We start from the raw sequence: 24,858 nt of genomic DNA on the forward strand, positions 1-24,858 counted from the left end.
CAGAAGTTCGCATGTTTCCGTTTTGAAAGGATGCATGCCATGGCTGCCCCGAATGAAATTACCGTCCCCCAATTGTTGCGCCTGATCGGCACACCCGACGCGCCGGTCATTGTGGATATTTCCATAGACCCCGACTTTGACGAAGATCCGTTTTTGATCCCCGGTTCACTGCGACACCCGCATACGGATGTGCCCGGGTTAAAAGACCTTTTGGCCGGACGCCCCTGTGTCATCACCTGCCAGCGCGGCATCAAGCTGAGCCAGGGTTTGACCGCGCGGCTGCGTGCCGATGGCATTGCTGCGGAATATTTGGCGGGTGGCATGTATGCGTGGCGCGATTACGCCGGAACAATGCGGATACCCGCGGCGACCCTGCCCGCACCCGTGGATGGTGCGACCCTTTGGGTCACCCGCCACCGGCCCAAGATCGACCGTATTGCCTGTCCTTGGCTGATCCGGCGTTTTGTTGACCCTGCGGCGCGGTTGTTGTTTGTCTCGCCGAGCGAGGTGCTGGGGGTGGCGGATCGATACGGCGCAGTGCCCTTTGACGTTGAAGGGGTCGCATTTTCCCACCAGGGCGAGAATTGCACCTTTGATACCATGCTGGACGTGTTTGAACTGCATTGTGATGCTTTGGACAAAATGGCCAAGGTGATCCGCGCCGCTGATACCAACCGCCATGATCTGGCCCCCGAGGCGGCGGGATTGCTGGCCTTGTCTGTTGGGTTGTCGCGCCAGTTCAAGGATGATCAGGAACAGCTAGCACAGGGATTGCTGATGTATGATGCCTTGTTTCGCTGGGCCCGTGACGGTGCAGGCGAAACCCATGACTGGCCGGCGGGGCGCGGCGCATGAGCGTGCCCAGTTGGCCCTTGATGGGGCGGGTGTTCGGGCGGATTGGTTTGCTGTCCTTTGGCGGGCCCGCTGCGCAGATCGCCCTGATGCACCGCGAATTGGTTGAACGACATGGCTGGCTGACTGAGGCCGCATATCTGCGGGCACTATCGCTGTGCATGTTGTTGCCCGGCCCCGAGGCGATGCAATTGGCGACCTATGCAGGCTGGCGCATGCGTGGGACGGCGGGTGGTCTGTTGGCCGGGCTGTTGTTCGTCGTGCCCGGCGCGTTGGTGATCGGCATATTGGCCTTGGGATACGCTTATTACGGCCAGCTGCCCCTGGTTCAAGCTGCGTTTCTGGGTATCAAAGCGGCGGTCATCATCGTGGTGTTTCAAGCCCTTAGAAAGGTCGCGGCAAAGGCGCTGCACGGCGGCGAAGGGTGGGTGTTGGCACTTGCGTCCTTTGCCGCGCTGTTCGTCTTTGGGCTGCCGTTTCCGCTGATCATCCTTGCGGCTGGGTTGTGGGGATTAACGCGTGGTTCGGACACGGGAATGTCCCTCGAACCGCGCCGAACCGACACCGCGCAGCCGATAAAAACCGGCGTGATTTGGGGCAGTCTTTGGGCCGCCCCTTTGGTGCTGGTGTGGGCGTTGGGCCAAGATTTTCTGCTGCAATTGGGTTTGTTTTTCTCAAAGCTGGCGGTGGTGACCTTTGGCGGGGCCTATGCCGTTTTGGCCTATATGACCCAAAGCGTGGTGCAGGATCACGGCTGGATTACCACCCAGCAAATGATCGATGCCTTGGGGCTGGCGGAGACCACCCCCGGCCCGCTCATTCTGGTGACCGAATTTGTCGCCCTACTGGCCGGATTCGCGCAATGCGGGGTCAGTGGCGCGATCGTTGCAGGGATACTGGCGCTGTGGGTCACGTTTACCCCCTGTTTTCTTTGGATATTCCTTGCCGGCCCCTATCTTGAGGCAATCTCGGCCCAACCACGGTTAAGTTCCGCCCTGCGCGCCATTACGGCGGCCGTCGTGGGGGTGATCGGTAATCTATCTGTGTGGTTCGGCCTGCATGTGCTGTTTGAACAGGTCGTGCCAGCGGGCCTTTTGGCGATGCCCCTGCCGGTTTGGTCCAGTTTTAACATCACGGCCATGATATTAACGGTTTTGGCGGGCGTCTTGATGCTTGTTCTAAAGCGCGGCTTTGTGTTCACCATGGCCGTGCTCAGCGTGGTGGCGCTGGTTCCTGCTCTCGTCGGATAAACCCGACGCGACGCTTTTTGTTCATGCTTCAGGTTGCCCCTTTTCACTCATGCTAAATGGCGTATGCTAGCCCTACCAAAATTGGGGGTTAGACGGATAAAATGAGCCGAAGCATTGAGTATGGCAACCTGATGCACGACGCCATGCGCGGATTGATCCGGCAGGTGCTTTTGGATGTGGCAGCGAATGGGTTGCCCGGAAATCATCATTTTTTCATCACCTTCGACACCGAACACCCCGATGCGGAGCTCGCCGATTGGCTGTCTGATCGCTATCCCGGCGAGATGACCGTGGTCATGCAACATTGGTATGACAAGCTTGAAGTTACGGACGAGGGATTCTCGGTCACGTTGAATTTTGGCGACGCGCCAGAGCCGATGTATATCCCCTATGATGCGATCCGCACCTTTGTGGACCCGTCTGTGGAATTTGGCCTGAAGTTCGAGCAGCAAGAGAGCGCCGAAGACGATGATGCGGCCCTAAGCCAGATCGACGAGAGCGAGCTTGAGGTCGCCGAGGAAACCCCGAAAGCTGCCGAAATCGTGTCTTTGGACAGTTTTCGCAAATAACTTGCCAGATTGCAGCCGCGTTAGCGCCATCCCTTGATTGCGCCGCGCCCCTGCGCAGGCTAAACCCTGATCCAACATATTGCCAAGATCAGGAGCCTGCACATGGCCGATACACGCACAGAAACAGACAGCTTTGGCCCGTTGGAGGTCCCTTCCGATAAATATTGGGGGGCGCAAACCCAGCGGTCGATCATCAATTTCCCGATCGGTTGGGAAAAACAGCCGGTGCCGATCATCCGCGCCTTGGGTGTGGTGAAAAAAGCCTGTGCGATGGAGAACCTCAAGCAAGGGGATCTGAGTACCGAGGTTGGCGATGCGATTGTCGCGGCGGCCTCTGAAGTGATTGAGGGTAAATTCGACGATAACTTTCCTTTGGTAGTTTGGCAGACGGGGTCTGGCACCCAGTCGAACATGAACGCGAACGAAGTGATCTCGAACCGCGCCATCGAGATGTTGGGCGGCGAAATGGGATTGAAGACACCCGTTCACCCAAATGACCATTGCAACATGGGCCAATCGTCAAACGATACATTCCCGACGGCGATGCATGTGGCCATCGGGATGCAAGCACGCGATGTTTTACTGCCCGGTCTGCAAAAGCTGCATGATGCGCTGGCCGCCAAATCGGTAGAGTTCAAAGACATCATCAAGATCGGCCGCACCCATACGCAAGACGCGACGCCGCTGACGTTGGGCCAGGAATTTTCCGGCTATGCGCATCAGGTTAAAAAGGGCATTGAACGCGTCAACGCCTGCCTGCCCGACATTTACGAGCTGGCCCAAGGCGGCACAGCAGTGGGCACTGGTCTGAACACCAAAAAAGGCTGGGCCGAAGCGGTCGCGGCCCATATGGCTGAAATCACCGACCTTCCGTTTGTCACAGCACCCAACAAGTTTGAATCGCTGGCCGCCCATGACGCGATGGTCATGTTCTCGGGCGCGCTGAAAACTGTTGCTGGATCGCTGTTCAAAATCGCCAATGACATGCGTCTGCTGGGCTCTGGCCCCCGTTCCGGTCTGGGCGAGCTGATCTTGCCGGAAAACGAGCCGGGATCGTCGATTATGCCGGGCAAGGTGAACCCGACGCAGGCCGAAGCGCTGACAATGGTCTGTGCCCATGTCATGGGCAACGATGCTGCCGTCGGCTTTGCCGGATCGCAAGGCCACTTTGAGCTGAACGTCTATAACCCGATGATGAGCTATAACGTCTTGCAGTCCATGCAGCTTTTGGGTGACAGCGCATCGGCGTTCACGGACAATATGGTTGTCGGCACCCAAGCCAATGTCGAACGCATCGACAAGCTGATGAAAGAAAGCCTGATGCTGGTCACAGCGCTGGCCCCCACAATCGGCTATGACAACGCAACCAAGGTTGCCAAAACAGCCCACAAGAACGGCACGACCCTCAAGGAAGAAGCAATCGCCTTGGGCTTTGTCGACGCTGAAACATTCGACCGCGTTGTGCGGCCGGAGCAAATGATCGGACCAAAAGAATGAGCGCCCCCATCAACCTCAACAAGGTCAAGAAAGAGCGCAACCGCGCGTCTCGCAAGGCCCGCGCTGACGAAAACGCAGTGCTATTTGGCCAAAGCAAGGACCAAAAAGAGGTCCTGAAAGAACGTCTGGCTCAAATCACGCGCAATCTGGAAGCCCACAAGCGCGAGACATGAGCGCACGGCCTATCAAACACTCGGTGACCCTGCGGGGTCACCGAACATCGATCTCTCTCGAAGATGAGTTCTGGAGTGAGTTCAAAGAAATCGCCGCGGATCTTAATCTTCCGATCAATGCGCTGGTGGCGCAGATTGATGCAGATCGCGGGATGGAAGCCGGTCTTGCCTCGGCGATCCGTGTGTTTGTTCTGCGGAGCTTAAAGGAACGTTTACCAACATCGGAATAACGTTCAGGTATGATACTGGCACGCCCTTCCCCCTTATCACCCGATCAATGGGTTCTAGATTTATTCAGTTCTAAATCTGCGCGTAGCGGCGGAGTGATACGCCGTAGAATACGGGACATTGAACGATATGTGGGGAAAGCAGAATTCGAGCAGGAATTGATGCGCCGCGGATTTCACGCGGTAGAGAACGCGGGCCAGCTTGTGATCTTCTGTAATCAGGAGCCGGTCCGCGTTGTTTTGTAGACGTTTTCTTTGAAAGAAAACGGTTCGGAATTTTTGAAAAATTCCGTCTTGTTACGCCACTGATGCTTTATAGATTTTGTCGATATTCGCGCCCAATGCGGCGTTAAATTCCGCATCGGTCATCTTCACGTTCAACCCTTCGGTCAAAGCACGCGAAAAGCTTGCGATCATCTTCGCATTCTTGCTCAGACGTGCGCTGGCATCATCCGTGGAATAGCCCCCCGATAGGGCGACAACCCGCAAAACATTCGGCAAATCGGCCAACTCATCGTAAAGCCCAGCCTTCTCGGGCAATGTCAGCTTCAGCATCACAATCTGATCCGGCCCCAACAACGCCAGCTGGTTTTCCAGCTCGGTCTTCAGGATATCCTCGCATTCCGTTTTGCTATCAGAATGAATGTTCACCTCGGGCTCGATAATCGGCACCAAACCTGCGGCGCAGACAGCTTTTGCAACTTCGAACTGCTGCGAAACCACCTCGCGGATGCCATAGGCATTGGCGGATTGGATCACCGAACGTTCTTTGGTGCCGAAAATCCCGGCCGCCTTGGCGCGCTTCAGCAGCGCATCCAGATCAGGCATCGGTTTGAGCAGTTGAACACCGTTGACCTCGTCCTCAAGACCCTTGTCGATCTTCAAAAACGGGACGACACCGCGATCATTCCACAAGACATCGGCGACAGGCTTTCCATTAATTGTATCATCCATGGTGCGTTCAAACAGGATCGCGCCCAAAACCTTATCGCTGGTGAAATCATCGGCCAGAATGATCCGCGCGCGCATATCATGCATCGCCTGAAACATTTCCGCGTCGCCAGAATAATCCGACGGTTCAACGCCGTACAAGCTAAGCGCTTTGGGCGTCGATCCACCGGACTGGTCCAATGCGGCAACAAATCCCTTGCCGGTCGCCATCTGTGTGCGTTGTGCGTCTGTCGTGCTCATGGTGGTTCGGCCCTTACTGATTCCGTTTTGCATGGTTTAATGCATCTTAACGCTCGATGATATATCGTTAGCGTCGGACAAGACGCAGCCAAATGCCATCTTTTGACCTTACCGTAAGATGTGCGACAGGAACCGGCAGTTTTGATGCAATCGCCTCGATCCGGTAGTCACGCAAAAGGCGCGACAGGATCAACGGGCCTTCGATCATCGCAAAACCTGCCCCCGGACACACACGCGGCCCCGCACTAAACGGCAGATAGGCTTCGCGTTGGCATTTCTGTCCATTTTCGCTTTGCCAGCGCGCCGGGTCAAAGCCATCGGGATTGTCCCACAAGCGCTCCTGCCGATGGAGATGCCACGGGCTGATCACAATCTGCGCCCCCGCTTTAACGTCACGGCCCCGGAACTGCTCCGGACAGGTTGCCTCTCGCACCATCATCGGTACGGGCGGATAAAGACGCAGCGCCTCGCGGAACACATCGCGGCTGAGGCGCAGCTTGGACATGACCGCGAAATCGCAGGCATCGATCTGCTGCGCTTCCTCGGCCAATCTGTCCTGCCAGTCGGGGTGCGGTGCCATCAGATACAGCGCCCAAGCCAGGGCCGACGCGCTGGTCTCGTGCCCCGCAAGGAAAAAGATCGCGACCTGATCCACCATTTCTTGCGTGCTAAAAGTGTCGCCGTCCACCGGATCAGCGGTTGTCATGATCTTGGTGGCCAGATCCTCTGGCGCGGTACCTTGCGAAATCTCGACCATCCGCGCCTCGGTCAGCTCTGTGATCAAGCGACGTATCTTGGCTGCGCTTGATTTCGTGTCTTTGCGAAACAGACGTGGCAACCAGCGCGGCAGCGGAATAAACGCCGCGATGTTCAGGATCGGCTGGCTGCGTTGATAGGTTTTGAATTCTTCGAACACCTCGCGCGCCAAATGATGCTCAATGGGCAATGAAAACAGTGTGCGAAAAATCACATCAGCCGCGGCGTGGCTGGTTTCCGCTTCAATCTCGATCACCTGCCCCGACTGCGGTTCTAACCGTTTTGCCATCGCCTCGGCCGCGTCCCACATCGCGGGAAAGCTGCCCCGCAACCGCCCACCCTCAAAGGCAGGATCAATAATGCGCCGCTGGCGTTTCCATGTTTTGCCGTTGGTCAAAAACACCGAATTGCCCAACAAGGGCCGAAGCCCTTCGCCAATACGGTTCGATTTTGGAAAGTCATCATGCCGGTCTTTCAACACCGTTTTGATTAGATCGGGCTGGTTGATCAGATAGCTGCGGAAAAACGGCGTCTTAAACTCGGCCATCCAAGCGCGGTACAAACGGGCGGGCTGCGCCGACAGGATATCGCGCCGAAACAGCTTGGCATAGCGCCACAGCGATACCTTATCAGGCCTACTGTCGGGTTTGGGCGGCTGGGTCATGGCGTAACCGAGGTGAATTTATTCACCGGCTTCACAAGGCGCGACTTGGATGCTGGCCGATCAGTATAACGTTCTGCAAGGGTCAGCGGGCCTGCGGTGATCCGGAAATAGTCGTAATCCTTGGGTGCATCAAACGCACAAAGATACTGAAAATGGAGACGGAAGAAGCGCCAACGCAATTCCTTCCAGCGGGCGGGGCTTAGCGATTGGGTAAACGCCGCCGAAAAGACCAGCGGCCATTTCTGATTTTCCGGCGCGACACCGGACACCGCAACAGGATCGCATAGCGCAAAGGCGCAACCATCGCCGGGGGCTGTCACGTCGATCCATGTCAGTTCATCCCGCTGGGACAGATACCGCAGATCGGCCCGCAAGCGATGGGCATCACGCAGAAATGATACCATCGGCACCACCTGCCCCAATGTCAAAAACCCCAACTTGGGCCCGCTTTCGGGCACTGCCCCCGTCCGCACCAGATCGGCCAGAATGGACACCCCCAAATGCGCGCCAGAGGAATGGCCGACAACCAAAACCTCATCCACATCCGATTTCAACGCCTCGGCGATCGCTGCGCCAAATTCAGTCATCCGCGCCTCAAGCGCGGGCGGGTTCGCGCCGCGCGATGCAGCGCCATAGGCAAAATCATGCATCAGGTAATAGGCGTAGAACTTGCCGTCGCGCTTTTTGAACCACTTTAACACGGACCAAGCCAGACCCACGCACAGGGCCGCTGCGATTCCTTTGAACCAAAACGGCCCTCCAAAATAGGTCAGCGCGACATATGCCAGCGCCCCGATCAGAGCGGCAATCGCCAGCTGCAGTAACAGCATCCCAACGGGATACAGCGCTGCAATAACGGGGCCTTTGCGCAGTTTCATCAACCGCCACAGCGCACCGGACGCGATATAAACCCACGCGGTGTGGACCAATTGCATGTAAGTCGCGAAAATCGAATTATGCATCGACACGCGCACGATGTCGGACCAGACCAGCACCTCGACCTGCGCGTTGACCTGCGCACCGTCGATTGTCGCATCAACGACCCAGCCGTAATTGCCCTTGGTGGTTTTCGGCTTTAGCCCGATTTCATAGCCGGAAATTCGCGCCTGATCGCCAGATTCCTTGCGGTATAATTCGCGGTAGCGACGGGGATGGATCGGGTCATAGCCCGGAATGTAGAACACCCGGCGCCGTTTGACTGATTGATCGATTTCTGCGGCCATGTCCCACCTGTCGTTAGCCGCAGCTTAGACAGGTTTTTAGCCAAGTGTAAGGTGTCTAACCCAGTGATCCGAGCGCTGGAAAGCTTTCAAGCAGCCAGAATGAAAACGCCGAGAATGCGCCTGTCAAAAGGGCCATGCCGACGATGATCAACAGCAGGCCCATGATCCGTTCGATCAACCTCATATAAGGTTTGATCCGGTTCATCATCACCGTGGCGCGGGTGATGAACATCGCGGCCAGCAAAAACGGAATGCCCAGCCCCGCCGCATAGACCCCCAGCAGCAACGTACCGCGCGCGACCGATGCCTCTGACGCGGCGAGCGACAGGATCGCCCCCAGTTGCGGCCCGATGCAGGGCGTCCAGCCAAAGGCGAATGCGAGGCCCAACACATAGGCCCCAAAGGACGATCCACCCTTGTCGCCCGCGTCCAACCGCGCCTCTTGATCAAGGAAGGGAATGCGGAACACCCCCAGAAAATGCAGGCCAAAGACGATTACCACAATGCCCGAGATACGGGCGAAAAGTATTTGATTTTGCAGGAAAAACGCCCCGAAGGCAGACGCGGTAAAGCCCAAGATCAAAAAGACCGTGCTAAGGCCCATGACAAAGAACAGCGCCGCAATCACCGCCTTGCGCCGCGCCGATCCGACAGCCGACATATCGTTTAGGGTGACGCCGCTCATATAGGCCAGATAGGGTGGCACAATCGGCAAGACGCACGGGCTGAGGAAACTGATAATCCCCGCCGTCAATGCGATGAAAATGGCGGGCAGCAGGCCTGCGTCAATTAGATCAATTCCAAACATATCGCATCTTTACTGCGCTTTGGCGGTGGCGTCACGCGTTGTTGCGCGCGGGCCTGTCACAAGGTTGTGGACGAATTGAAACATCTGCCTTATCTGAGGTTTATGAATGATGAACATATCCTTGATGCAACCGGGCTGCTGTGCCCCCTGCCCGTGCTTAAAGCGCGCAAAAGGTTGCAAGCGATCCCGTCGGGCGGCGTGCTGAAAGTGCAAGCCGATGACCCTGCCGCGATCATCGATATCCCGCATTTTTGCGCCGAGGCAGGGCATGATCTGATCCGTCAGGATTTGGACACAACCCCGCAAACCTATGTGATCCGCAAAAAGTAGCGCCCCAAACGTAAAAGGCAGACCCGAAGGCCTGCCTTTTGTCGCTATTTTATCAGCTTATGAGCCGCCCAGCGACCACCAGCCGCGCCGTCTTGGCTTGGCGGGTTTTTCCTCGACCTTTGCAGGTTCTGGTGCGGCGGTCTGGTCAGGGACCTCTTCCACTGCGGGTGGTGGTGTCACCTCTTGCGTTGGCGGCACTTCGACAGGTGCTTCAATCGGAACCTCAACCGGTGCCGGTGTAGGCTCTACCGGCGCAGGCTCGGGCGCTGGAACCGGTGTTGGCTCAGGCTTTGGTTTCGACTTTCTAGCGGGCTTTTCTTCGGATGCTGCCGGTTTGTCCTCGGCTGCAACCTTAGGCTTGCGCGTGCGTGTCCGCTTTTTGGGTGCGGGCTTTTCTTCGGCCGTTTCCTCAGTCGCGCCTGTCGCCTCGGCAGTTACTGTCGCATCGGCAGTCTCTGCCTCTGCTGCGGCTTCAACCTTGGGCTTGCGCGGCTTACGGGTGCGCTTGGGCTTTTCAGCAGGTTCTGCCTTGGCCTCGGGTGCATCAGCGTCAGCGGGTGTTTCAGCCGCATCAGCAGCCTTGGCACCGGCATCGCTATCGTCGGCCTTGGCCTCTGCCGGCTGGTTATCGTCCGATGTTGCGTTATCCGCGCCGTTGTTTTCACCGTTTGCCGCATCATCTCCGTTGGATTTACCACCGCGACGACGACGACGGCGACGACGGCGTTTTGGTTTGCCCTCAGCATCGTTGTCATCACCGTCACTGTCATGCGCGCGGCCATTGCCACGGTTAGACGGCTGATCCTCGTTCACGTCCTCTTCGGCCTCAACGGCCTCGGCTTCTTGCTCGTCGATCTCGTCCATCAGGCTGGTATCAACCGACACAACATGTTCGATCTGTTGCACCACACGGGTGGCCGTCTTGAACTTTTCGATCTTGAAATCAGGGCTGACCAAGGTTGGGTCGCCTTCGATACGCACGGACATGCCATAGCGGCCCTCGATATGGGCGATATGTTCCCGCTTTTGGTTCATCAAGAAGTTGGCGATGCCAACGGGCGCTGTGATCAGCACCTCGCGGGACCGTTTGCGTGTGCCTTCTTCTTCGATCTCGCGCAGGATCGACAGGGCAAGGTTGTCGTCCGAGCGGATCAATCCGGTGCCGTGACAAGCGTGGCACGGCTGGGTCGTCGCTTCGATCATGCCAGGGCGTAGACGCTGACGGGACATTTCCATCAAACCAAAGCCCGAGATGCGACCCACCTGGATGCGCGCACGGTCGGTTTTCAGCTTGTCCTTCATCATCTTTTCGACGGCGATGTTATTGCGACGCTCGTCCATGTCGATAAAATCGATGACGATCAGACCGGCCAGATCGCGCAGGCGCAATTGGCGGGCGACTTCGGCGGCCGCTTCAAGGTTGGTTTTTGTCGCTGTCTGTTCGATCGACCCTTCTTTGGTGGCCCGACCCGAGTTGACGTCGATTGCCACCAAGGCTTCGGTCACGCCGATCACGATATAGCCGCCCGATGGCAGTTGAACCGTCGGGTTGAACATGCCCGAAAGATAGCTTTCGACCTGATAGCGCGCGAACAGCGGCAGCGTTTCGCTGTACAGCTTCACGTTTTTCGCGTGGGACGGCATGATCATTTTCATGAAGTCCTTGGCGATGCGATAGCCGCGTTCGCCTTCGACAAATACTTCGTCGATGTCGCGGTTATAAAGATCGCGAATCGACCGTTTGATCAAATCGCCCTCTTCATAGATTTTCGCAGGCGCGATTGATTTCAGCGTCAGCTCGCGGATCTGTTCCCACAGGCGTTGCAGATATTCATAGTCGCGCTTGATCTCGGCTTTGGTGCGTTGTGCACCGGCGGTCCGGACAATCAGGCCAGCGCCCTTGGGCACCTGAATTTCGTTTGCGATCTCTTTGAGCTTCTTACGGTCGGCAGCATTCGTGATTTTGCGGCTGATCCCGCCCCCACGCGCGGTGTTAGGCATCAAGACGCAGTAACGGCCTGCCAGCGACAGATAGGTCGTCAGCGCAGCGCCTTTGTTGCCGCGTTCTTCTTTGACGACCTGAATCAGCAGGATTTGACGTACTTTTACGACTTCCTGAATTTTGTACCGCTTCGGGCGTGGCTTGCGCGCCGGGCGCAGGTCTTCTTGGTCGTCATCATCCGCAACAGATTCGATGCTGTCGTCTTTTGAGGACGCGTCTTTGGCTTTCGCTTCGGGCTCGTCATCGTCGCCATCTACGTCAGCGTCGCTGTCATCGGCATCCGAAGACGCCTCATCCTGATCAGGTTCCTCGACGGGTGTCTCGGCGACACGCTCCATCGGGGAAGACCCTTCCTCGTCGTCGTCCAGATCAACGGTTTCCATGCCGTCGATTTGATCGCTATCCGCGTCCTTGGTGGCCACGGCGTCTTCGCTTACCGTGTCCTCGGCCTTGGCTTTGCTACGGCTGCGCGACCGGGTGCGGCGCTTGGGTTTCTCGTCTTCGTCTTCTTTGGCGGCCTGCGCTTCTGCATAGGCACGTTCTTCCTCCATCAGCGCGATACGATCGGCTACGGGGATCTGATAATAATCAGGGTGAATTTCCGAGAACGCCAAGAAACCATGGCGATTTCCACCATAATCCACAAAGGCCGCCTGCAACGAAGGCTCTACTCGCGTGACTTTCGCGAGGTAGATATTGCCAGCTAGCTGGCGTCTATTCTCTGATTCAAAGTCAAATTCCTCGACTTTGTTTCCATCAACCACGACAACGCGAGTTTCCTCAGCGTGGGTGGCATCGATAAGCATTTTCTTAGGCATAAATCCATTTTGCACAGCTGCGCACGCAAGCGTCCCGGTGGGGCACCGCGCGGCAGGGTATGTCTTGTCAGGGCGATAGGTGACGCGGCTAAAACAGGGCCCAAAAGGCCGCCTGTTTGTCTGCTCGTGGCGTCTGCGCGCGTCATCGCGGTTCTTCTCCGACGTGAAAGGCACCTTGGCGCGGTTCACATCCATTAATTACTGCTTTTGATCAGGGCCTTGGCCCATGCCATCCGTCAGCGGTTCTCTGGCCTTTTTTAAGGGCCTTATCGGTCTGCCTGGACACCGGCTGAGCGGGTAACCGAGGCAGCGAAACTGTCAAAGGGTCTGCGGTTGCGCCTGAAACGCAAAGAGCCCTGTACCCAATTAAAGGTAGAAGCGGGCAAATGACAATGGTCAATCGCGTTTGGCGCGATATGGGATGCATCATAACCGCGCCAAAGCCCCATCGCTTGACATCACGTCTGCGTGTGAGAAACAGTCGTATCAGGCCTGTTGGTCGATACTGGGATTGGACCTGCGGTGGGGCATGCCCCGAAAATAAGGAAGATACGATGCACTTTTCCCTGCGCTTTGCGCTTTGCCTGCCTTTTATGGCGCTCGCTGCTTGCGAAGATATGGCCGTTGCGAATGATCCTGCAGCACGTGCCGAACTGAAAGCGCACAGAAGCTGCATTCGCGCCGTCGAAAAACATACCGGTGTTTCGGGTGGTGTGATCAACACGACGATCCCAATCGTCGAGACACGTCAACATATTGTCGATCTGCCGGGGATTGCGCCCTGGACCTGCTATACCGACGAAAACGGTGCCGCCAAGCAGTTGATCGAGACGCGGCTGTAACTCCGCGTCCCAGTTTTGCCTAAAGGGACAGCGTTCAGAGGTAATCTGAGCGCTGCAATCCGTATTTGGCCATTTTTTCGTTCAAGGTCCGGCGCGGCAGGCATAGTTCATCCATCACGGATGCGATGGACCCTTTGTGGCGTCGCATGGTGTTGTCGATCAGCATCCGCTCGAACGCTTCGACATATTCCTTAAGCGGTTTGCCGTCCGTAGTCATCACCGGCTGCATTTCCTCGTGATCGGTCATCAGCAAGGATGCAATCGACCCCGACCCGCGCCGCGATTGCAGCACCGCACGTTCCGCCACGTTGATCAGCTGACGCACATTGCCCGGCCAAGGTGCTTGCAGCAATTGCGCGGCCTCCTGCGCGGACACTTGCGGCGCATCGCATCCGTATTCATCGGCAAATTCTTCGCTCAACCGTGTGAACAGCGTCAGGATATCTTCACCACGCTGGCGCAACGGAGGCACGGTGATACGCAACGCCGCCAAGCGATAGAACAGATCCGACCGCAGCGCGTCCTCAGACGTGCGTCCGGCTTCTTGAAGGTTGGAGATCGCCACGATCCGCGTTTCCGCTGGTGTGCCCTGCTCGTTGATCGCGCTTAGCAGGCGCGCTTGCAACGTCTCGCTCAGCGCTTCGATCCCCTCAAGCACCAGCGTGCCGCCGCGGGCCTCTTCAATCGCGGGCAATTGCGCGTCTTCGGGCATCATCGGGCCAAACAATCGCTTGCTCAGGGCGTCCTCCTCGAGTGCGGCACAGCTGACCAGCACGAATTTCTTGCCCGCACGTGACCCGACAGCATGCAGCGCATGCGCGACCAGCGTTTTGCCGGTACCTGTTTCACCGTCAATCAACACGTGACCATCGGCCTGACCCAGATCAAGGATATCCTCGCGCAGGCGCTCCATCACCGGCGATCCACCGATCAGCTTTTTCATCAGCTGGGTGCCATCCGACAATTCGCGGCGCAGCGCACGGTTATCCATCACCAGACGCCGCGCGTTGGTGGCTTTCTTGGCCAGCTCGCTCATCCGGTCGGGGTTGAATGGTTTCTCAAGGAAATCAAACGCGCCGACGCGCATCGCCTCGACCGCCATGGGAACATCGCCGTGACCAGTGATCATAATCACCGGCAGCGCACTGTCACTGCCCATCAGCTTTTTCAGAAACTCCATCCCGCCCATACCCGGCATTTTAATGTCGGAAATCACGATGCCGGGATAATCCGGCCCCAGCTTTTTCAACGCATCTTCTGCACTTGGGAAAGTTTCAGTGTCGTATCCTGACAACGCCAGCCATTGGCTGATGGATTGCCGCATGTCCTGTTCATCATCAACAATCGCGATTTTCATTGCCTGAGCCATAATTTACTCTGCCGCCTGTGTGTTTTCTGTGCTGGCCATAATGGGCAGCTGCATTTCAAAGACCGCGCCGCCGTTCTGGCCGTTGCGCGCTGTCAGCCTGCCCCCCAATTCGGTGACAATACCGGATGAGATCGCAAGCCCTAGCCCGACACCATCGCCGGGCTGTTTGGTTGTGTAAAACGGTTCGAACAACGCATCGAGATCTTCGATGCCCGGACCGTTATCCCGCACAGTCAAGGTGGCGGTTTCGCCAGCCGAAAGCATAATCTCGACCTGTGGGTTACGTTCAGACTTGGTGGCGTCCAATGCATTCCGCAAGAGGTTGACCAACACTTGTTCCACCCGCATCCGGTCGCCCATCACCCGTACGGGCGCATCGGGCAGGATGCGATTGATATGCACCTGACGCTGGCGCAATTGCGGTTCCATCATCGACAGCGACGACGCCAGTGCATCGCGCATATCGAAGGGGGAAAAACTCTCTTGCCCCTTACGGGCATAGCTTTTGAGCTGCCGGGTGATGGCCCCCATCCGTTCAATCAGATCGTCAATGCGGCCAAAGGAAGACAAGGCCTCGTCCGTACGGTTACGCCGGATCAACAAACGCGCACCTGCCAGATAGGTTTTCATCGCCGCTAGCGGTTGGTTCAGCTCGTGGCTGACCGCGGCTGACATTTCGCCCAAGGCGGCCAGTTTGCTGGATTGTTCTAGCGTTTGCTCGGCCACGGCCAGCGTTTCCTGCATGCGTTTACGTTCGGCAATTTCCCGCTGAAGGGCCGCGTTGAGCGCGCGCAATTCGGTGGATTCACGCTGGAACAAGGCCGCCCTGCCCGCCGTTTGCCGGCTCAGCGCATAGAATGTCAGCGCCAGCAGGATCGCAAATCCCATCACCTCGAGCGCCAAAACGCCGTTCACCTTTTCACGCACCGATGCATAGGTCGTATAGCTGGTGATCCGCCAGCCGCGGAATGGAATCCGCGACGACAGCCGCATCACGGCCTCGCCCTGCAAATAGGCGTCGGGGGGCAAGGCCGTCCAATCGGCCGTCGCCTTGATCGCGCGCTCAATCGCGCTTTGCGGGGTCTGGTTCGACAGCGCCTCGGTCTCGGTCAGGCCACGCCAGCGTGGTTCCGTCGCCATGATGATATCGCCGGTGCTGTCGGTGACGATCACCGCGTCCGAAATACCGGCCCAGGCACGTTCAAACCGTTGCAAATCCACTTCGGCGGCGATCACCCCAAGGGTCGTACCGCCCTCTTGGATGCGCCTAGAATAAAAGAACTGATAGCCGCCGGTTTCACGTGGGATCACGCTGAACACCGTCGAATTCGACCGCAAAGCATCGACGAAATACGCATCCGTGCGGTGTGTTGCCCCCAAACGGTTGCGATCCGTCGCCGCCACCATGCGCCCGTCGATATCATAGAGCATCAACGACGCCGCGCCGATTTCTTCAACAAACGAGATCAGGCGTTGCGTGGAAAGCGAATAATCCGCTTGGTACAAGGCTTGGATCAACGTGGGGTCGCGCGCCAGCAGCTGCGGCACAATCGCATTCTGTCGCAATTCGGCCAGCAGGTTCCCGCTATACAGCGCAATGCGCAGCTCGGCGCGGTTACGCGTACTGTCGGTGAACCTGTCCGTGAGCAGCTTGTTTGTGACCGCAATCGTCGCAATCGCAATCACCAACAAAATCGCCAAAGCCAGCCGAACACGCCAGCTGACTGATATAGGATAGGCGCTAGGGGGCGGTGATTGGCTCATTGCCCCAATCTACGCAACCTCGACCGTGCACTCAAGTCACGCTGTGACCAGTGCCCCCGCCAATGCGCGGAAGAGCGCCACCCCGTCGGTGCCGCCATGCACAGGATCAGCCATACGTTCAGGGTGCGGCATCATACCCAGCACGCGCCGGTTGGCAGACAGGATGCCCGCGATATCGGCCTGCGCCCCGTTGGGGTTGTCCTCATAGGTAAAGGCCACCCGGTCTTCTGCCAGCAACTCGGCGATGGTGTCAGCATCGGCGTAGTAATTTCCGTCATGATGCGCGATCGGAATGTCGATCACCGCACCGGCATTATACCCCGACGTGAAATCACTGTCCGATGTCGCGACCTTCAGGCCCACGGTCTTGCAGATGTATTTCAACCCGGCATTGCGCAGCAGTGCGCCCGGCAACAGACCGGTTTCCGTCAATACTTGGAAACCGTTGCAGATCCCCATGACATAGCCGCCACGCTCCGCATGCGCGGCCACCTCCCGGCAGATCGGTGAATTCGCAGCAATCGCGCCGCAGCGCAGATAGTCACCATAGGAAAAACCGCCCGGAACGCCGACGATATCGACGCCAGCGGGCAGTTCAGTGTCCTTGTGCCAGACCATCGAAACCTTGGCCCCGGCTGCCTTAAAAGCGACCGCCAGATCACGGTCACAGTTAGAGCCCGGAAAAACGATGACGGCTGCATGCATCAGATCATCTCCACGCTGTAGGATTCGATCACCGTATTGGCGAGCAGCTTTTCGCACATCGCCTCGACATCCGCCTTGGTCGTGCCAGCATCCAGATCAAGCTCGATCACCTTGCCCTGACGCACGCCTTTGACCCCGTCAAAGCCCATGGCCCCAAGCGCATGGCGCACGGCCTCGCCTTGCGGATCCAGAACACCGTTCTTCAACATCACATGCACCCGTGCTTTCATGGCGCGTCCCCCTGCTTCATTTTGCAAAATAAACTCATATCCGACGCCAGCCTCAATTGATCAACGTCGGTTTCATCATCGGTGTCGACGTCTTGGGCATCACGCCCAAACGCCGGGCAACTTCGGTATAGGCATCCGCCAGCGCCCCCGCGTCGCGTCGAAACACATCCTTATCCAGCTTCTGGCCGGTCTCCATGTCCCACAAGCGGCAGCTGTCCGGGCTGATCTCGTCTGCGATGATCAACCGTTGGAAATCACCGTCATAGACGCGGCCAACCTCGATCTTGAAATCCAGCAACCGGATGCCGACGGCCATCATCACGCCAGACATAAAATCATTGACGCGCAAGGACAGGCTCAGAATGTCTTCCATGTCCTGTTGGCCAGCCCAACCAAAGGCCGCGATATGTTCCTCGGTGACCAGCGGGTTCCCGAGTTCGTTGTTTTTGTAGTGGTATTCAACAATGGGGCGCGGCAATTGCATGCCTTCTTCGATCCCCAGCCGCTTTGAAAAACTTCCCGCGGCATAGTTGCGCACGACGATTTCCAGCGGGACAATCTCGGCCTGACGGATCAATTGCTCGCGCATGTTCAGACGTTTGATGAAATGGGTTGGCACACCGATGCTGTTCAGCCCGGTCATGAAAAACTCCGACAACCGGTTGTTCAACACACCCTTGCCTTCGATCACGGCCTGCTTGCCGGACCCGATAGAGGCAGTGTCATCCTTGAAATACTGGACAATCGTCCCCGGCTCCGGCCCCTCGTACAGGATCTTGGCATTGCCTTCATAGATTTTGGTGCGACGGGCCATGCGCATACCTTCCAGACATCAGGCGAACGGCAGGGGCCGTCGGGCCTTTGAGGTGTCACATAGTCCAACCATCCCTTTCGCGCAAGCGCATGACCTGCCTTGCTGCGGGGCGGGTGATACTTGTGGGCGACTGAAACCATTCCCATGTTATACTTACCAAAGCCATATTTTCAGGAGAACGCCAATGTCGACCTTTAATGACCGCGAAAACGCCTTTGAGAACAAGTTCGCACACGATTCGGAAATGCAATTCAAGGCCGAAGCGCGGCGGAACAAATTGCTGGGCCTTTGGGCGGCAGGGTTGTTGGGCAAAACGGGCGATGACGCATCCGCCTATGCCGCCGAGGTCGTCAAATCCGATTTTGAGGAAGCCGGCGAAGAGGACGTGTATCGCAAAGTTTCGGGCGATCTTGGCTCCCACGCGGATGAGCCGACAATTCGCGCCAAGATGGCCGAACTGATGATCGAGGCCAAGGCGCAACTGATGCAAGACCTGACCTAAACCTTTCGATGTTCTTTAAGAAAACAAGCGCGCCTTTGAGTTAAATCTGGGGCGCGTTTTTTGGTGCTCTTAACATATTGGAAGGGCACCGGTGGTCAAACTCCGGCCTACGTTGGGTCGGGGAACACAACCATGATGAAAAGGCTTCTTTCGGGGCAAGGGACGCGCGCCGCGCAACTCGCCGTTTCGGTGGCAATCGGCGCGGTGTGTTTATGGGTTTTGACGGGCCAACTGTCGGCGGGTTTCTGGCAGGATGTCACGGCTGAACTGCGCGGGCTTGATCCCCTGTCAGTGATGTTGGCCGCCTGCTGCACGGGGCTTAGCTTTCTTGCCCTTGGCCGCTATGACGCGGTGGCACACCGCCATTTAGGCAGCGGCACGCCGACGTTGCAGGCCTGCGGTGCAGGCACGATCGCCATCGCCTTGGCGCAGACCCTTGGGCTGGGCGTGCTGACCGGTGCCCTTGCCCGTTGGCGCATGCTGCCCGATATTTCAATGGCGCTGGCGCTGCGTTTGTCGGTTTTTGTGTGCCTGACATTTATGGTGGCTTTGCTGGTTGTGACGGCTGTGGCCTGCCTTGTCTTTCCGGCGCCGGCCTTCATGTTCTGGCCGTCTGTTATTGTCGTTGCGGCCCTGCCCGCCGCCGTTGTTGGCCTTTATCTCTGCCCTGCCCTCACCTTAGGCCGCTTTACGGTCCGGCTGCCCAGCCTGCGCGCGCTTGCATCTATCCTGTTGTGGACGGTGATTGATGTGCTGGCGGCGTCCACAGCACTTTATCTGCTTATTCCGGGGGGCGAGGTGCCCTTTACCGTATTGTTCCCCCTATTCCTGGTCGCCCTTGGTTCCGCCCTGCTGAGCGGCACACCGGGGGGCGTGGGGCCGTTTGAGCTGGTGCTTTTCGCGGCGCTGCCGGGTGGGGCGTCTGTTCAGGTTCTTACGGGCATCATCGCGTTTCGTGCGGTTTACTATGCCATACCTGCGTTGATCGCGATGGCGCTGATGCTTCGGCCCTACGCCAGCGTCGATGCGATAGCACCCCGCGCACATGGCGATATTTCGACCGCCCCCAGGGCCGAGGTGGGCGTGATCAGGCAGAACGGCGGCTTTATCGCCGATCACAGCGCGCTTTGGCACTGCGGGCAGACGCTGTGTGCGCTATTTGATCCCCTTTCAAGCGCGACACGCGACCCGATAGCGACTGTTTCAAGCCACGCAAGGGATCGAAACCTGATCCCGGCCCTGTACAAATGCTCAGCCCGCACGGCGCTGCTGGCCCGTCAGCAAGGCTGGTTTGTCTCGCATATCGCGGACGAGGCGACGCTGAACCCCCTGCAATTTATCACCACCACAGCCCCGTTTCGCAGCCTACGGCGCAAACTGCGCGCCGCCGACAAGGCCCAGATCACCATATCGCAGGTCACCCCCCTGCCCGTTTCGGATATGGCCCGCGTTGATAATCGTTGGCAGCAGGCCCGTGGCGGCGCACGGGGCGGCACCATGGGGATTTTCGCGCCGGAATACGTGGCGCATCAACGGGTATATTTGGCCCATCACAAAGGCCACCTTGTCGCCTTTGCCAGCTTTCATGAAACTACGCGTGAATGGTGCCTAGACCTGATGCGCCAAGACCCGAGCGCCCCGGACGGCACCATGCACGCGCTTGTGCATGCGGCAATCGGCGACGCCGCGACCCAAGGGATTGCCCGCCTCAGCCTCGCGGCAGTCCCCGCCTGCCCTGATCCGTCTTCAGCGCTCATGGTCAAACTGGCGCAGATCGCCGTGCGCAAAACCGGCGGGCCGGGGCTGCGCCAGTTCAAATCGAACTTCCGCCCAACTTGGCAGCCGCTCTATGCTGCGGCCCCGAACCGCGCGCTATTGGCCCTTGCCCTAGGTGATATTGCCCGCGCCGTTCACCGCCCAAGCACCGCAACGAATGATACCAACTCTCATTACGATGATGAAAATTATGAGGTTGCCTCACGTTTGGCATCGTGAGAAGACGCGAAATCACATCTTTAGCGGAGCTTTTCATGTCAAATCCTCTTACCGACCTTCTGGCTGAAAAAGGCACGCTGCTGGCGGACGGTGCCACCGGCACCAATCTTTTCAACATGGGGCTGATGTCTGGCGACGCGCCCGAAATGTGGAACACGGACGAGCCGCAAAATATCATCAAACTCTATAAAGGCGCGGTTGAGTCGGGCAGCGATATCTTCCTGACCAATTCCTTTGGCGCGAATGCATCGCGGCTGAAACTGCACGGCGCGGAAAAACGCGCGCACGAGCTAAGCCGCGTTTCCGCCGAGTTGGCTCGCGAAGTCGCAGACACCGCCGGGCGCAAGGTGATCGTCGCGGGCTCCGTCGGCCCCACGGGCGAAATTATGGAACCCGTCGGCCCCCTGACCCACGCGCTGGCTGTTGAGATGTTTCACGAAACCGCTGATGGCCTAAAGGCGGGCGGTGCCGATGTGGGCTGGCTGGAAACCATCAGCGCGCCCGAAGAGTACCGCGCCGCTGCCGAAGGGTTCAAACTGGCCGGTCTGGATTGGGTCGGCACGATGAGCTTTGACACCGCTGGGCGCACCATGATGGGCATGACATCTGCGGCCATGGTCGACATGGTACACGCGCTTGAAAACATGCCGCTGGCTTACGGTGCCAACTGCGGTACAGGCGCGTCGGACGTATTGCGCACGGTCTTGGGCTTTGCGGCCAAGGGCATGCCGACCCCGATCGTCTCCAAGGGCAATGCGGGCATCCCCAAATATGTCGAAGGGCACATCCACTATGACGGCACGCCCGAATTGATGGCAGATTACGCGGAACTGGCCCGCAACTGTGGCGCGTCCATCATCGGCGGATGCTGCGGTACCATGCCCGAACATCTGGTGCACATGCGCGCGGCCCTTGATAGCCGCCCCAAAGGTGACGCGCCCACACTTGAGCAGATCGTCGAAGCCTTGGGCCCGTTTTCATCCGCCAGCGATGGCACCGATGGCGAAGGTCCGGTACGTGCCCCCCGCCGTGGTCGCCGTGGCCCCAAAACCAGCTAAAACAAATCCAACTGCGCGCTCGCCCGTTTGGGCGGGCGAAACAGATCACAGCGCATTGGTGGCAAAAGCGTCGAAAGCCCCAACCGTTTCACCGCCAGATCAAAACGTTGCGCGATGATCTGGGCATAGGGGCCCTCGCCGCGCATGCGGGTGTGCCAATTGGCGTCATATTCCTTGCCGCCGTGCATTTCACGCAAGCGCGCCATAATCCGCCCCGCCCGATCCGGATAATGCTGCGCCAACCAATCTTGCATCAGCATCGACACCTCGCGTGGCAGACGCAGCATAATCCAACTGGCAGATTGCGCGCCCGCATCACGCCCCGCTTGCAAAATCGCCTCCAGCTCTGGATCCGTCAACGCTGGCACAAGCGGCGACGCCATCACGCGCACCGGAATTCCGGCCTTTGCCAGCCTTTCGATGATCTGCAACCGGCGTTTTGGCGCAGGCACGCGCGGTTCCATCAACCGGCTAAGTTTCGCATCAAGCGTGGTGACCGAAACGCCAACCCGTACCAACCCGCGCTGCGCCATGTCAGATAAAATATCAATGTCCCGCTCGATCAGGCTGCCCTTGGTGACAATCGCCACGGGGTGATTCACCTCTGACAATACCTCAAGCAGCCGCCGCATAATCTGGTGTTCTTTTTCAATCGGCTGATAAGGATCGGTGTTTGTTCCAATCGCAATCGGTGCCACCTGATAGCGTTTACTGGCCAATTCGCGCCGCAGCACATCCGGCGCAGCGGGCCGCGCAATCAGGCGCGTTTCAAAATCCAACCCCGGCGACAGCCCCAGATAGGCGTGACTGGGACGGGCAAAACAATAAACGCACCCATGTTCGCACCCCCGATAGGGATTGATCGACCGGTCAAACGGCAAATCCGGCGACCGGTTATAGCTGATCACACTGCGCGGTATTTCCTCGCTCACCTGGGTCCGCAAGACCGGCAACGGATAATCATCGCCGGCCCATCCATCATCAATTGCAGTCGTGGAAATGCGTTCAAACCGACCCGCATGGTTCGACGATGTGCCCCGCCCGGCAAGTTTAAATCTGATGTCTTCGCGATCCATTCAAATCTTCTGGAACAAAATAGGAACATCGTCAAGTAAGGACCGCCAAGCCATTGTTTTACAGGACCATTGACGCTATTTATTTGGGATGAATGCGTCGCTTGTGATGCGGACCGTGTCGCAAAATGCACGCGGTTTTGCCTGATTTCATGACACAAGGACAAAAGCCCGATGGGCACGCTAACCGATGAGGAACGACTATGTCGGATGAAGACGAAATTATCCTTGCTGAACTGAACGACGAAGATCTTGTTCAACAGATGTTTGACGATCTTTATGACGGTTTGCGCGAAGAAATCGAAGAAGGCGTGAACATCCTGATCGGTCGCGGTTGGGCCCCTTACGATGTGCTGACCAAGGCGCTTGTTGGCGGCATGACCATCGTTGGCGCAGATTTCCGCGATGGCATTTTGTTCGTGCCCGAGGTGCTTTTGGCCGCCAACGCGATGAAGGGTGGCATGGCCATTCTCAAACCGCTGCTGGCAGAAACCGGCGCGCCGCGCGTGGGCAAGATGGTGATTGGCACGGTTAAGGGCGACATTCACGACATCGGCAAAAACCTTGTGTCGATGATGATGGAAGGTGCCGGGTTCGAGGTTGTCGATCTGGGCATCAACAACTCGGTCGAAAAATACCTCGAGGCGATGGAAACTGAAGGGCCTGATATCCTTGGCATGTCCGCGCTTTTGACGACCACAATGCCCTATATGAAAGTGGTGATCGACACGATGGTCGAACAGGGCATTCGCGATGATTACATCGTGTTGGTCGGCGGTGCCCCCCTGAACGAGGAATTCGGCAAAGCCATCGGCGCAGATGCCTATTGCCGCGACGCAGCCGTTGCTGTGGAGACCGCCAAGGAATGGGTCAGCCGCAAACATAACAGCGCCAAGGCCTGAGAACTTGATGAATTAAGCGGAAGGCCTCTCCTGACCGGAGGGGCCTTTTGCGTTATAGGGATAAGATGAACACGCCCAGCGACACCCAGCTTACCGAAAAAGGCCTGCCTGTGACGGCAGCCAACGGGCGTGTATTATTGATCGCTTGCGGTGCCTTGGCGCGCGAGATTCTGGACCTCAAGGCCGCCAACCGCTGGACCCATCTTGACCTGACCTGCCTGCCGGCCAAACTGCACCTATACCCCGACAAAATCACCGATGCCGTGCGCGCCGCCGTCGACAAACATCGCGGCCAATATGCTGATATATTTGTGGTTTATGCCGATTGCGGCACCGGTGGGTTGCTGCAAAAAGCCTGCGACGAGATGGGCGTAAAAATGGTCGCCGGCCCGCATTGCTATAGCTTTTTCGAGGGGAACGACAGCTTTGCCAAAACCGCCGAGACTGAAATAACGACGTTCTACCTGACCGATTTTCTGGTCCGCCAATTCGACGCTTTTATCATGAAACCCATGGGGTTAGACCGCCACCCAGAACTGCGCGACATGTATTTCGGCAACTATGAAAAGCTGGTGTATCAGGCGCAAACCGACGATCCGGCCCTCACGGCCAAGGCCGAAACCTGCGCGCAGACCCTTGGTCTAGCGTTCGAACGGCGCTTTACCGGCTATGGCGATCTTGAGAAGACTCTCAAAACCCTTTGATTTTCATTTTGCCAAGTAAACTCAACTGTCCGACCGCCAGCCCAAAACGCACCCGCCGCTAACAGCCCTTACGCCTGTGCGGCAGCCGTTTCGCGCACCCGTTCGATCATCGCGGTCAGCCCGTTAGACCGCTGCGCTGACAAATGTTCGTTCAGGCCAAGCCGCCCCATCTCGGCGCGGGCATCGACAGCGATCACATCCGCAGGGGCCAACCCGTTGTAAAGCGTGCGTAAAACCGCGATCAGCCCCGACACGATCATCGCGTCGCTGGCACCGTCGAAATGCAAAACACCGTCTTCAAAAGTCGCGTGAAGCCAGACCTGACTGGCACAGCCGTCCACCTTGGTTGCGGGCACACGCAAGGCTTCCTCAAGCGGGTCCATCGCTTTACCCAGATCGATCACGTGACGGTATCGATCTTCCCAATCGTCCAGAAATTCAAAATCCTCGACCAGTTCTTCAAACGCTTCAGTTGCCACGGTGATACCCTCGCTTTTCGTAGCCCACAGGTAGGTCGCGCATTGGCAAAGGTCCACCCCT

At 57.7% G+C, this 24,858-nt stretch carries 25 protein-coding genes; 13 read left to right on the plus strand and 12 right to left on the minus strand.

All coding sequences use genetic code 11. From position 1 onward, the window contains the following. Positions 1 to 39 precede the first annotated feature (39 nt). From AADJ11_RS14750 to AADJ11_RS14775, 6 genes are all read left to right on the plus strand, one after another. Positions 40 to 855: a sulfurtransferase/chromate resistance protein gene (locus tag AADJ11_RS14750; RefSeq protein ID WP_341235276.1), complete on the plus strand. Its 816-nt coding sequence runs from the start codon at positions 40 to 42 to the stop codon at positions 853 to 855. Then, entirely contained in the window at positions 852 to 2,102 is a 1,251-nt protein-coding gene (gene chrA, locus AADJ11_RS14755; protein WP_341235277.1) for a chromate efflux transporter, read from the plus strand. Before AADJ11_RS14750 ends, chrA begins: the two co-directional genes overlap by 4 nt. Before the next feature lie 101 nt (positions 2,103 to 2,203). Further along, the gene (locus AADJ11_RS14760) at positions 2,204 to 2,671 is read left to right on the plus strand and encodes a ClpXP protease specificity-enhancing factor SspB (protein ID WP_341235278.1); all 468 of its coding nucleotides are present in this window, start codon (positions 2,204 to 2,206) and stop codon (positions 2,669 to 2,671) included. A 102-nt stretch (positions 2,672 to 2,773) separates the two neighbouring features. After that, on the plus strand, positions 2,774 to 4,168 hold the full coding sequence (fumC, locus tag AADJ11_RS14765; protein WP_341235279.1) for a class II fumarate hydratase: 1,395 nt from the start codon (positions 2,774 to 2,776) through the stop codon (positions 4,166 to 4,168). Then, positions 4,165 to 4,341 carry a DUF4169 family protein gene (locus AADJ11_RS14770; protein WP_341235280.1) on the plus strand — a complete coding sequence of 59 codons (177 nt, stop codon included), beginning with the start codon at positions 4,165 to 4,167 and terminating at the stop codon, positions 4,339 to 4,341. Before fumC ends, AADJ11_RS14770 begins: the two co-directional genes overlap by 4 nt. Then, entirely contained in the window at positions 4,338 to 4,571 is a 234-nt protein-coding gene (locus AADJ11_RS14775) for a ribbon-helix-helix domain-containing protein (protein ID WP_341235281.1), read from the plus strand. The genes AADJ11_RS14770 and AADJ11_RS14775 overlap by 4 nt, the downstream gene beginning before the upstream one ends. Before the next feature lie 294 nt (positions 4,572 to 4,865). Here AADJ11_RS14775 and AADJ11_RS14780 read toward each other — a convergent pair whose 3' ends face one another. The 4 genes from AADJ11_RS14780 to AADJ11_RS14795 form a co-directional block, all read right to left on the minus strand. After that, on the minus strand, positions 4,866 to 5,759 hold the full coding sequence (locus AADJ11_RS14780; RefSeq protein WP_341235282.1) for a fructose bisphosphate aldolase: 894 nt from the start codon (positions 5,757 to 5,759) through the stop codon (positions 4,866 to 4,868). A 67-nt stretch (positions 5,760 to 5,826) separates the two neighbouring features. Beyond that, entirely contained in the window at positions 5,827 to 7,179 is a 1,353-nt protein-coding gene (locus AADJ11_RS14785; protein ID WP_341235283.1) for a cytochrome P450, read from the minus strand. Next, the gene (locus AADJ11_RS14790; RefSeq protein WP_341235284.1) at positions 7,176 to 8,402 is read right to left on the minus strand and encodes a hypothetical protein; all 1,227 of its coding nucleotides are present in this window, start codon (positions 8,400 to 8,402) and stop codon (positions 7,176 to 7,178) included. The genes AADJ11_RS14785 and AADJ11_RS14790 overlap by 4 nt, the downstream gene beginning before the upstream one ends. Before the next feature lie 55 nt (positions 8,403 to 8,457). After that, positions 8,458 to 9,210, minus strand: a complete 753-nt coding sequence (locus AADJ11_RS14795) for a cytochrome c biogenesis protein CcdA (protein WP_341235285.1) — start codon at positions 9,208 to 9,210, stop codon at positions 8,458 to 8,460. Between the two features lie 102 nt (positions 9,211 to 9,312). Between AADJ11_RS14795 and AADJ11_RS14800 the strand changes: the two genes are divergently transcribed. Further along, a complete protein-coding gene (locus AADJ11_RS14800) occupies positions 9,313 to 9,540 on the plus strand; it encodes a sulfurtransferase TusA family protein (RefSeq protein WP_341235286.1) in 228 nt (75 codons plus the stop codon). 57 nt (positions 9,541 to 9,597) lie between these two features. On the opposite strand, the gene AADJ11_RS14805 is transcribed toward AADJ11_RS14800, so the two are convergent. Then, positions 9,598 to 12,360, minus strand: coding sequence for an Rne/Rng family ribonuclease (locus AADJ11_RS14805; protein WP_341235287.1), 2,763 nt, complete (start codon positions 12,358 to 12,360; stop codon positions 9,598 to 9,600). 554 nt (positions 12,361 to 12,914) lie between these two features. Here AADJ11_RS14805 and AADJ11_RS14810 point away from each other — a divergent pair. Next, on the plus strand, positions 12,915 to 13,202 hold the full coding sequence (locus AADJ11_RS14810) for a hypothetical protein (RefSeq protein WP_341235288.1): 288 nt from the start codon (positions 12,915 to 12,917) through the stop codon (positions 13,200 to 13,202). A gap of 34 nt (positions 13,203 to 13,236) precedes the next feature. Here AADJ11_RS14810 and AADJ11_RS14815 read toward each other — a convergent pair whose 3' ends face one another. From AADJ11_RS14815 to purC, 5 genes are read right to left on the minus strand one after another with little or no spacing between them, the layout of a single operon-like run. Then, entirely contained in the window at positions 13,237 to 14,571 is a 1,335-nt protein-coding gene (locus AADJ11_RS14815) for a sigma-54 dependent transcriptional regulator (protein ID WP_219578396.1), read from the minus strand. 3 nt (positions 14,572 to 14,574) lie between these two features. Continuing rightward, positions 14,575 to 16,335: an ATP-binding protein gene (locus tag AADJ11_RS14820; protein ID WP_341235289.1), complete on the minus strand. Its 1,761-nt coding sequence runs from the start codon at positions 16,333 to 16,335 to the stop codon at positions 14,575 to 14,577. 36 nt (positions 16,336 to 16,371) lie between these two features. Next, positions 16,372 to 17,040, minus strand: a complete 669-nt coding sequence (gene purQ / locus AADJ11_RS14825) for a phosphoribosylformylglycinamidine synthase subunit PurQ (protein WP_341235290.1) — start codon at positions 17,038 to 17,040, stop codon at positions 16,372 to 16,374. Beyond that, positions 17,040 to 17,270 (minus strand): phosphoribosylformylglycinamidine synthase subunit PurS, encoded by a 231-nt coding sequence (gene purS / locus AADJ11_RS14830; protein ID WP_341235291.1) that lies wholly within the window; start codon positions 17,268 to 17,270, stop codon positions 17,040 to 17,042. The genes purQ and purS overlap by 1 nt, the downstream gene beginning before the upstream one ends. A 52-nt stretch (positions 17,271 to 17,322) precedes the next feature. Continuing rightward, positions 17,323 to 18,084, minus strand: coding sequence for a phosphoribosylaminoimidazolesuccinocarboxamide synthase (purC, locus tag AADJ11_RS14835; protein WP_341235292.1), 762 nt, complete (start codon positions 18,082 to 18,084; stop codon positions 17,323 to 17,325). Positions 18,085 to 18,268: 184 nt separating this feature from the next. Between purC and AADJ11_RS14840 the strand changes: the two genes are divergently transcribed. The 3 genes from AADJ11_RS14840 to bmt all read left to right on the plus strand — a co-directional run bounded on the left by AADJ11_RS14840 (position 18,269) and on the right by bmt (position 21,639). After that, entirely contained in the window at positions 18,269 to 18,586 is a 318-nt protein-coding gene (locus AADJ11_RS14840; protein WP_341235293.1) for a DUF1476 domain-containing protein, read from the plus strand. Between the two features lie 132 nt (positions 18,587 to 18,718). After that, positions 18,719 to 20,581 carry a phosphatidylglycerol lysyltransferase domain-containing protein gene (locus AADJ11_RS14845; protein WP_341235294.1) on the plus strand — a complete coding sequence of 621 codons (1,863 nt, stop codon included), beginning with the start codon at positions 18,719 to 18,721 and terminating at the stop codon, positions 20,579 to 20,581. A 35-nt stretch (positions 20,582 to 20,616) separates the two neighbouring features. Then, complete coding sequence (bmt, locus tag AADJ11_RS14850; RefSeq protein WP_341235295.1) at positions 20,617 to 21,639, plus strand: betaine--homocysteine S-methyltransferase; 1,023 nt, start codon at positions 20,617 to 20,619, stop codon at positions 21,637 to 21,639. On the opposite strand, the gene AADJ11_RS14855 is transcribed toward bmt, so the two are convergent. Continuing rightward, on the minus strand, positions 21,636 to 22,715 hold the full coding sequence (locus AADJ11_RS14855; protein ID WP_341235296.1) for a PA0069 family radical SAM protein: 1,080 nt from the start codon (positions 22,713 to 22,715) through the stop codon (positions 21,636 to 21,638). The genes bmt and AADJ11_RS14855 overlap by 4 nt on opposite strands. A gap of 200 nt (positions 22,716 to 22,915) precedes the next feature. Between AADJ11_RS14855 and AADJ11_RS14860 the strand changes: the two genes are divergently transcribed. Both AADJ11_RS14860 and AADJ11_RS14865 read left to right on the plus strand, forming a co-directional pair. Further along, positions 22,916 to 23,614 (plus strand): B12-binding domain-containing protein, encoded by a 699-nt coding sequence (locus AADJ11_RS14860; protein WP_093915158.1) that lies wholly within the window; start codon positions 22,916 to 22,918, stop codon positions 23,612 to 23,614. Between the two features lie 65 nt (positions 23,615 to 23,679). Next, a complete protein-coding gene (locus AADJ11_RS14865; protein WP_341235297.1) occupies positions 23,680 to 24,318 on the plus strand; it encodes a DUF1638 domain-containing protein in 639 nt (212 codons plus the stop codon). Positions 24,319 to 24,386: 68 nt separating this feature from the next. Here AADJ11_RS14865 and AADJ11_RS14870 read toward each other — a convergent pair whose 3' ends face one another. Beyond that, positions 24,387 to 24,797 (minus strand): SufE family protein, encoded by a 411-nt coding sequence (locus AADJ11_RS14870; protein WP_341235298.1) that lies wholly within the window; start codon positions 24,795 to 24,797, stop codon positions 24,387 to 24,389. Positions 24,798 to 24,858: the final 61 nt, after the last annotated feature.

It is taken from the genome of uncultured Sulfitobacter sp., from assembly GCF_964021855.1.
Taxonomy (GTDB): Bacteria; Pseudomonadota; Alphaproteobacteria; order Rhodobacterales; family Rhodobacteraceae; genus Sulfitobacter.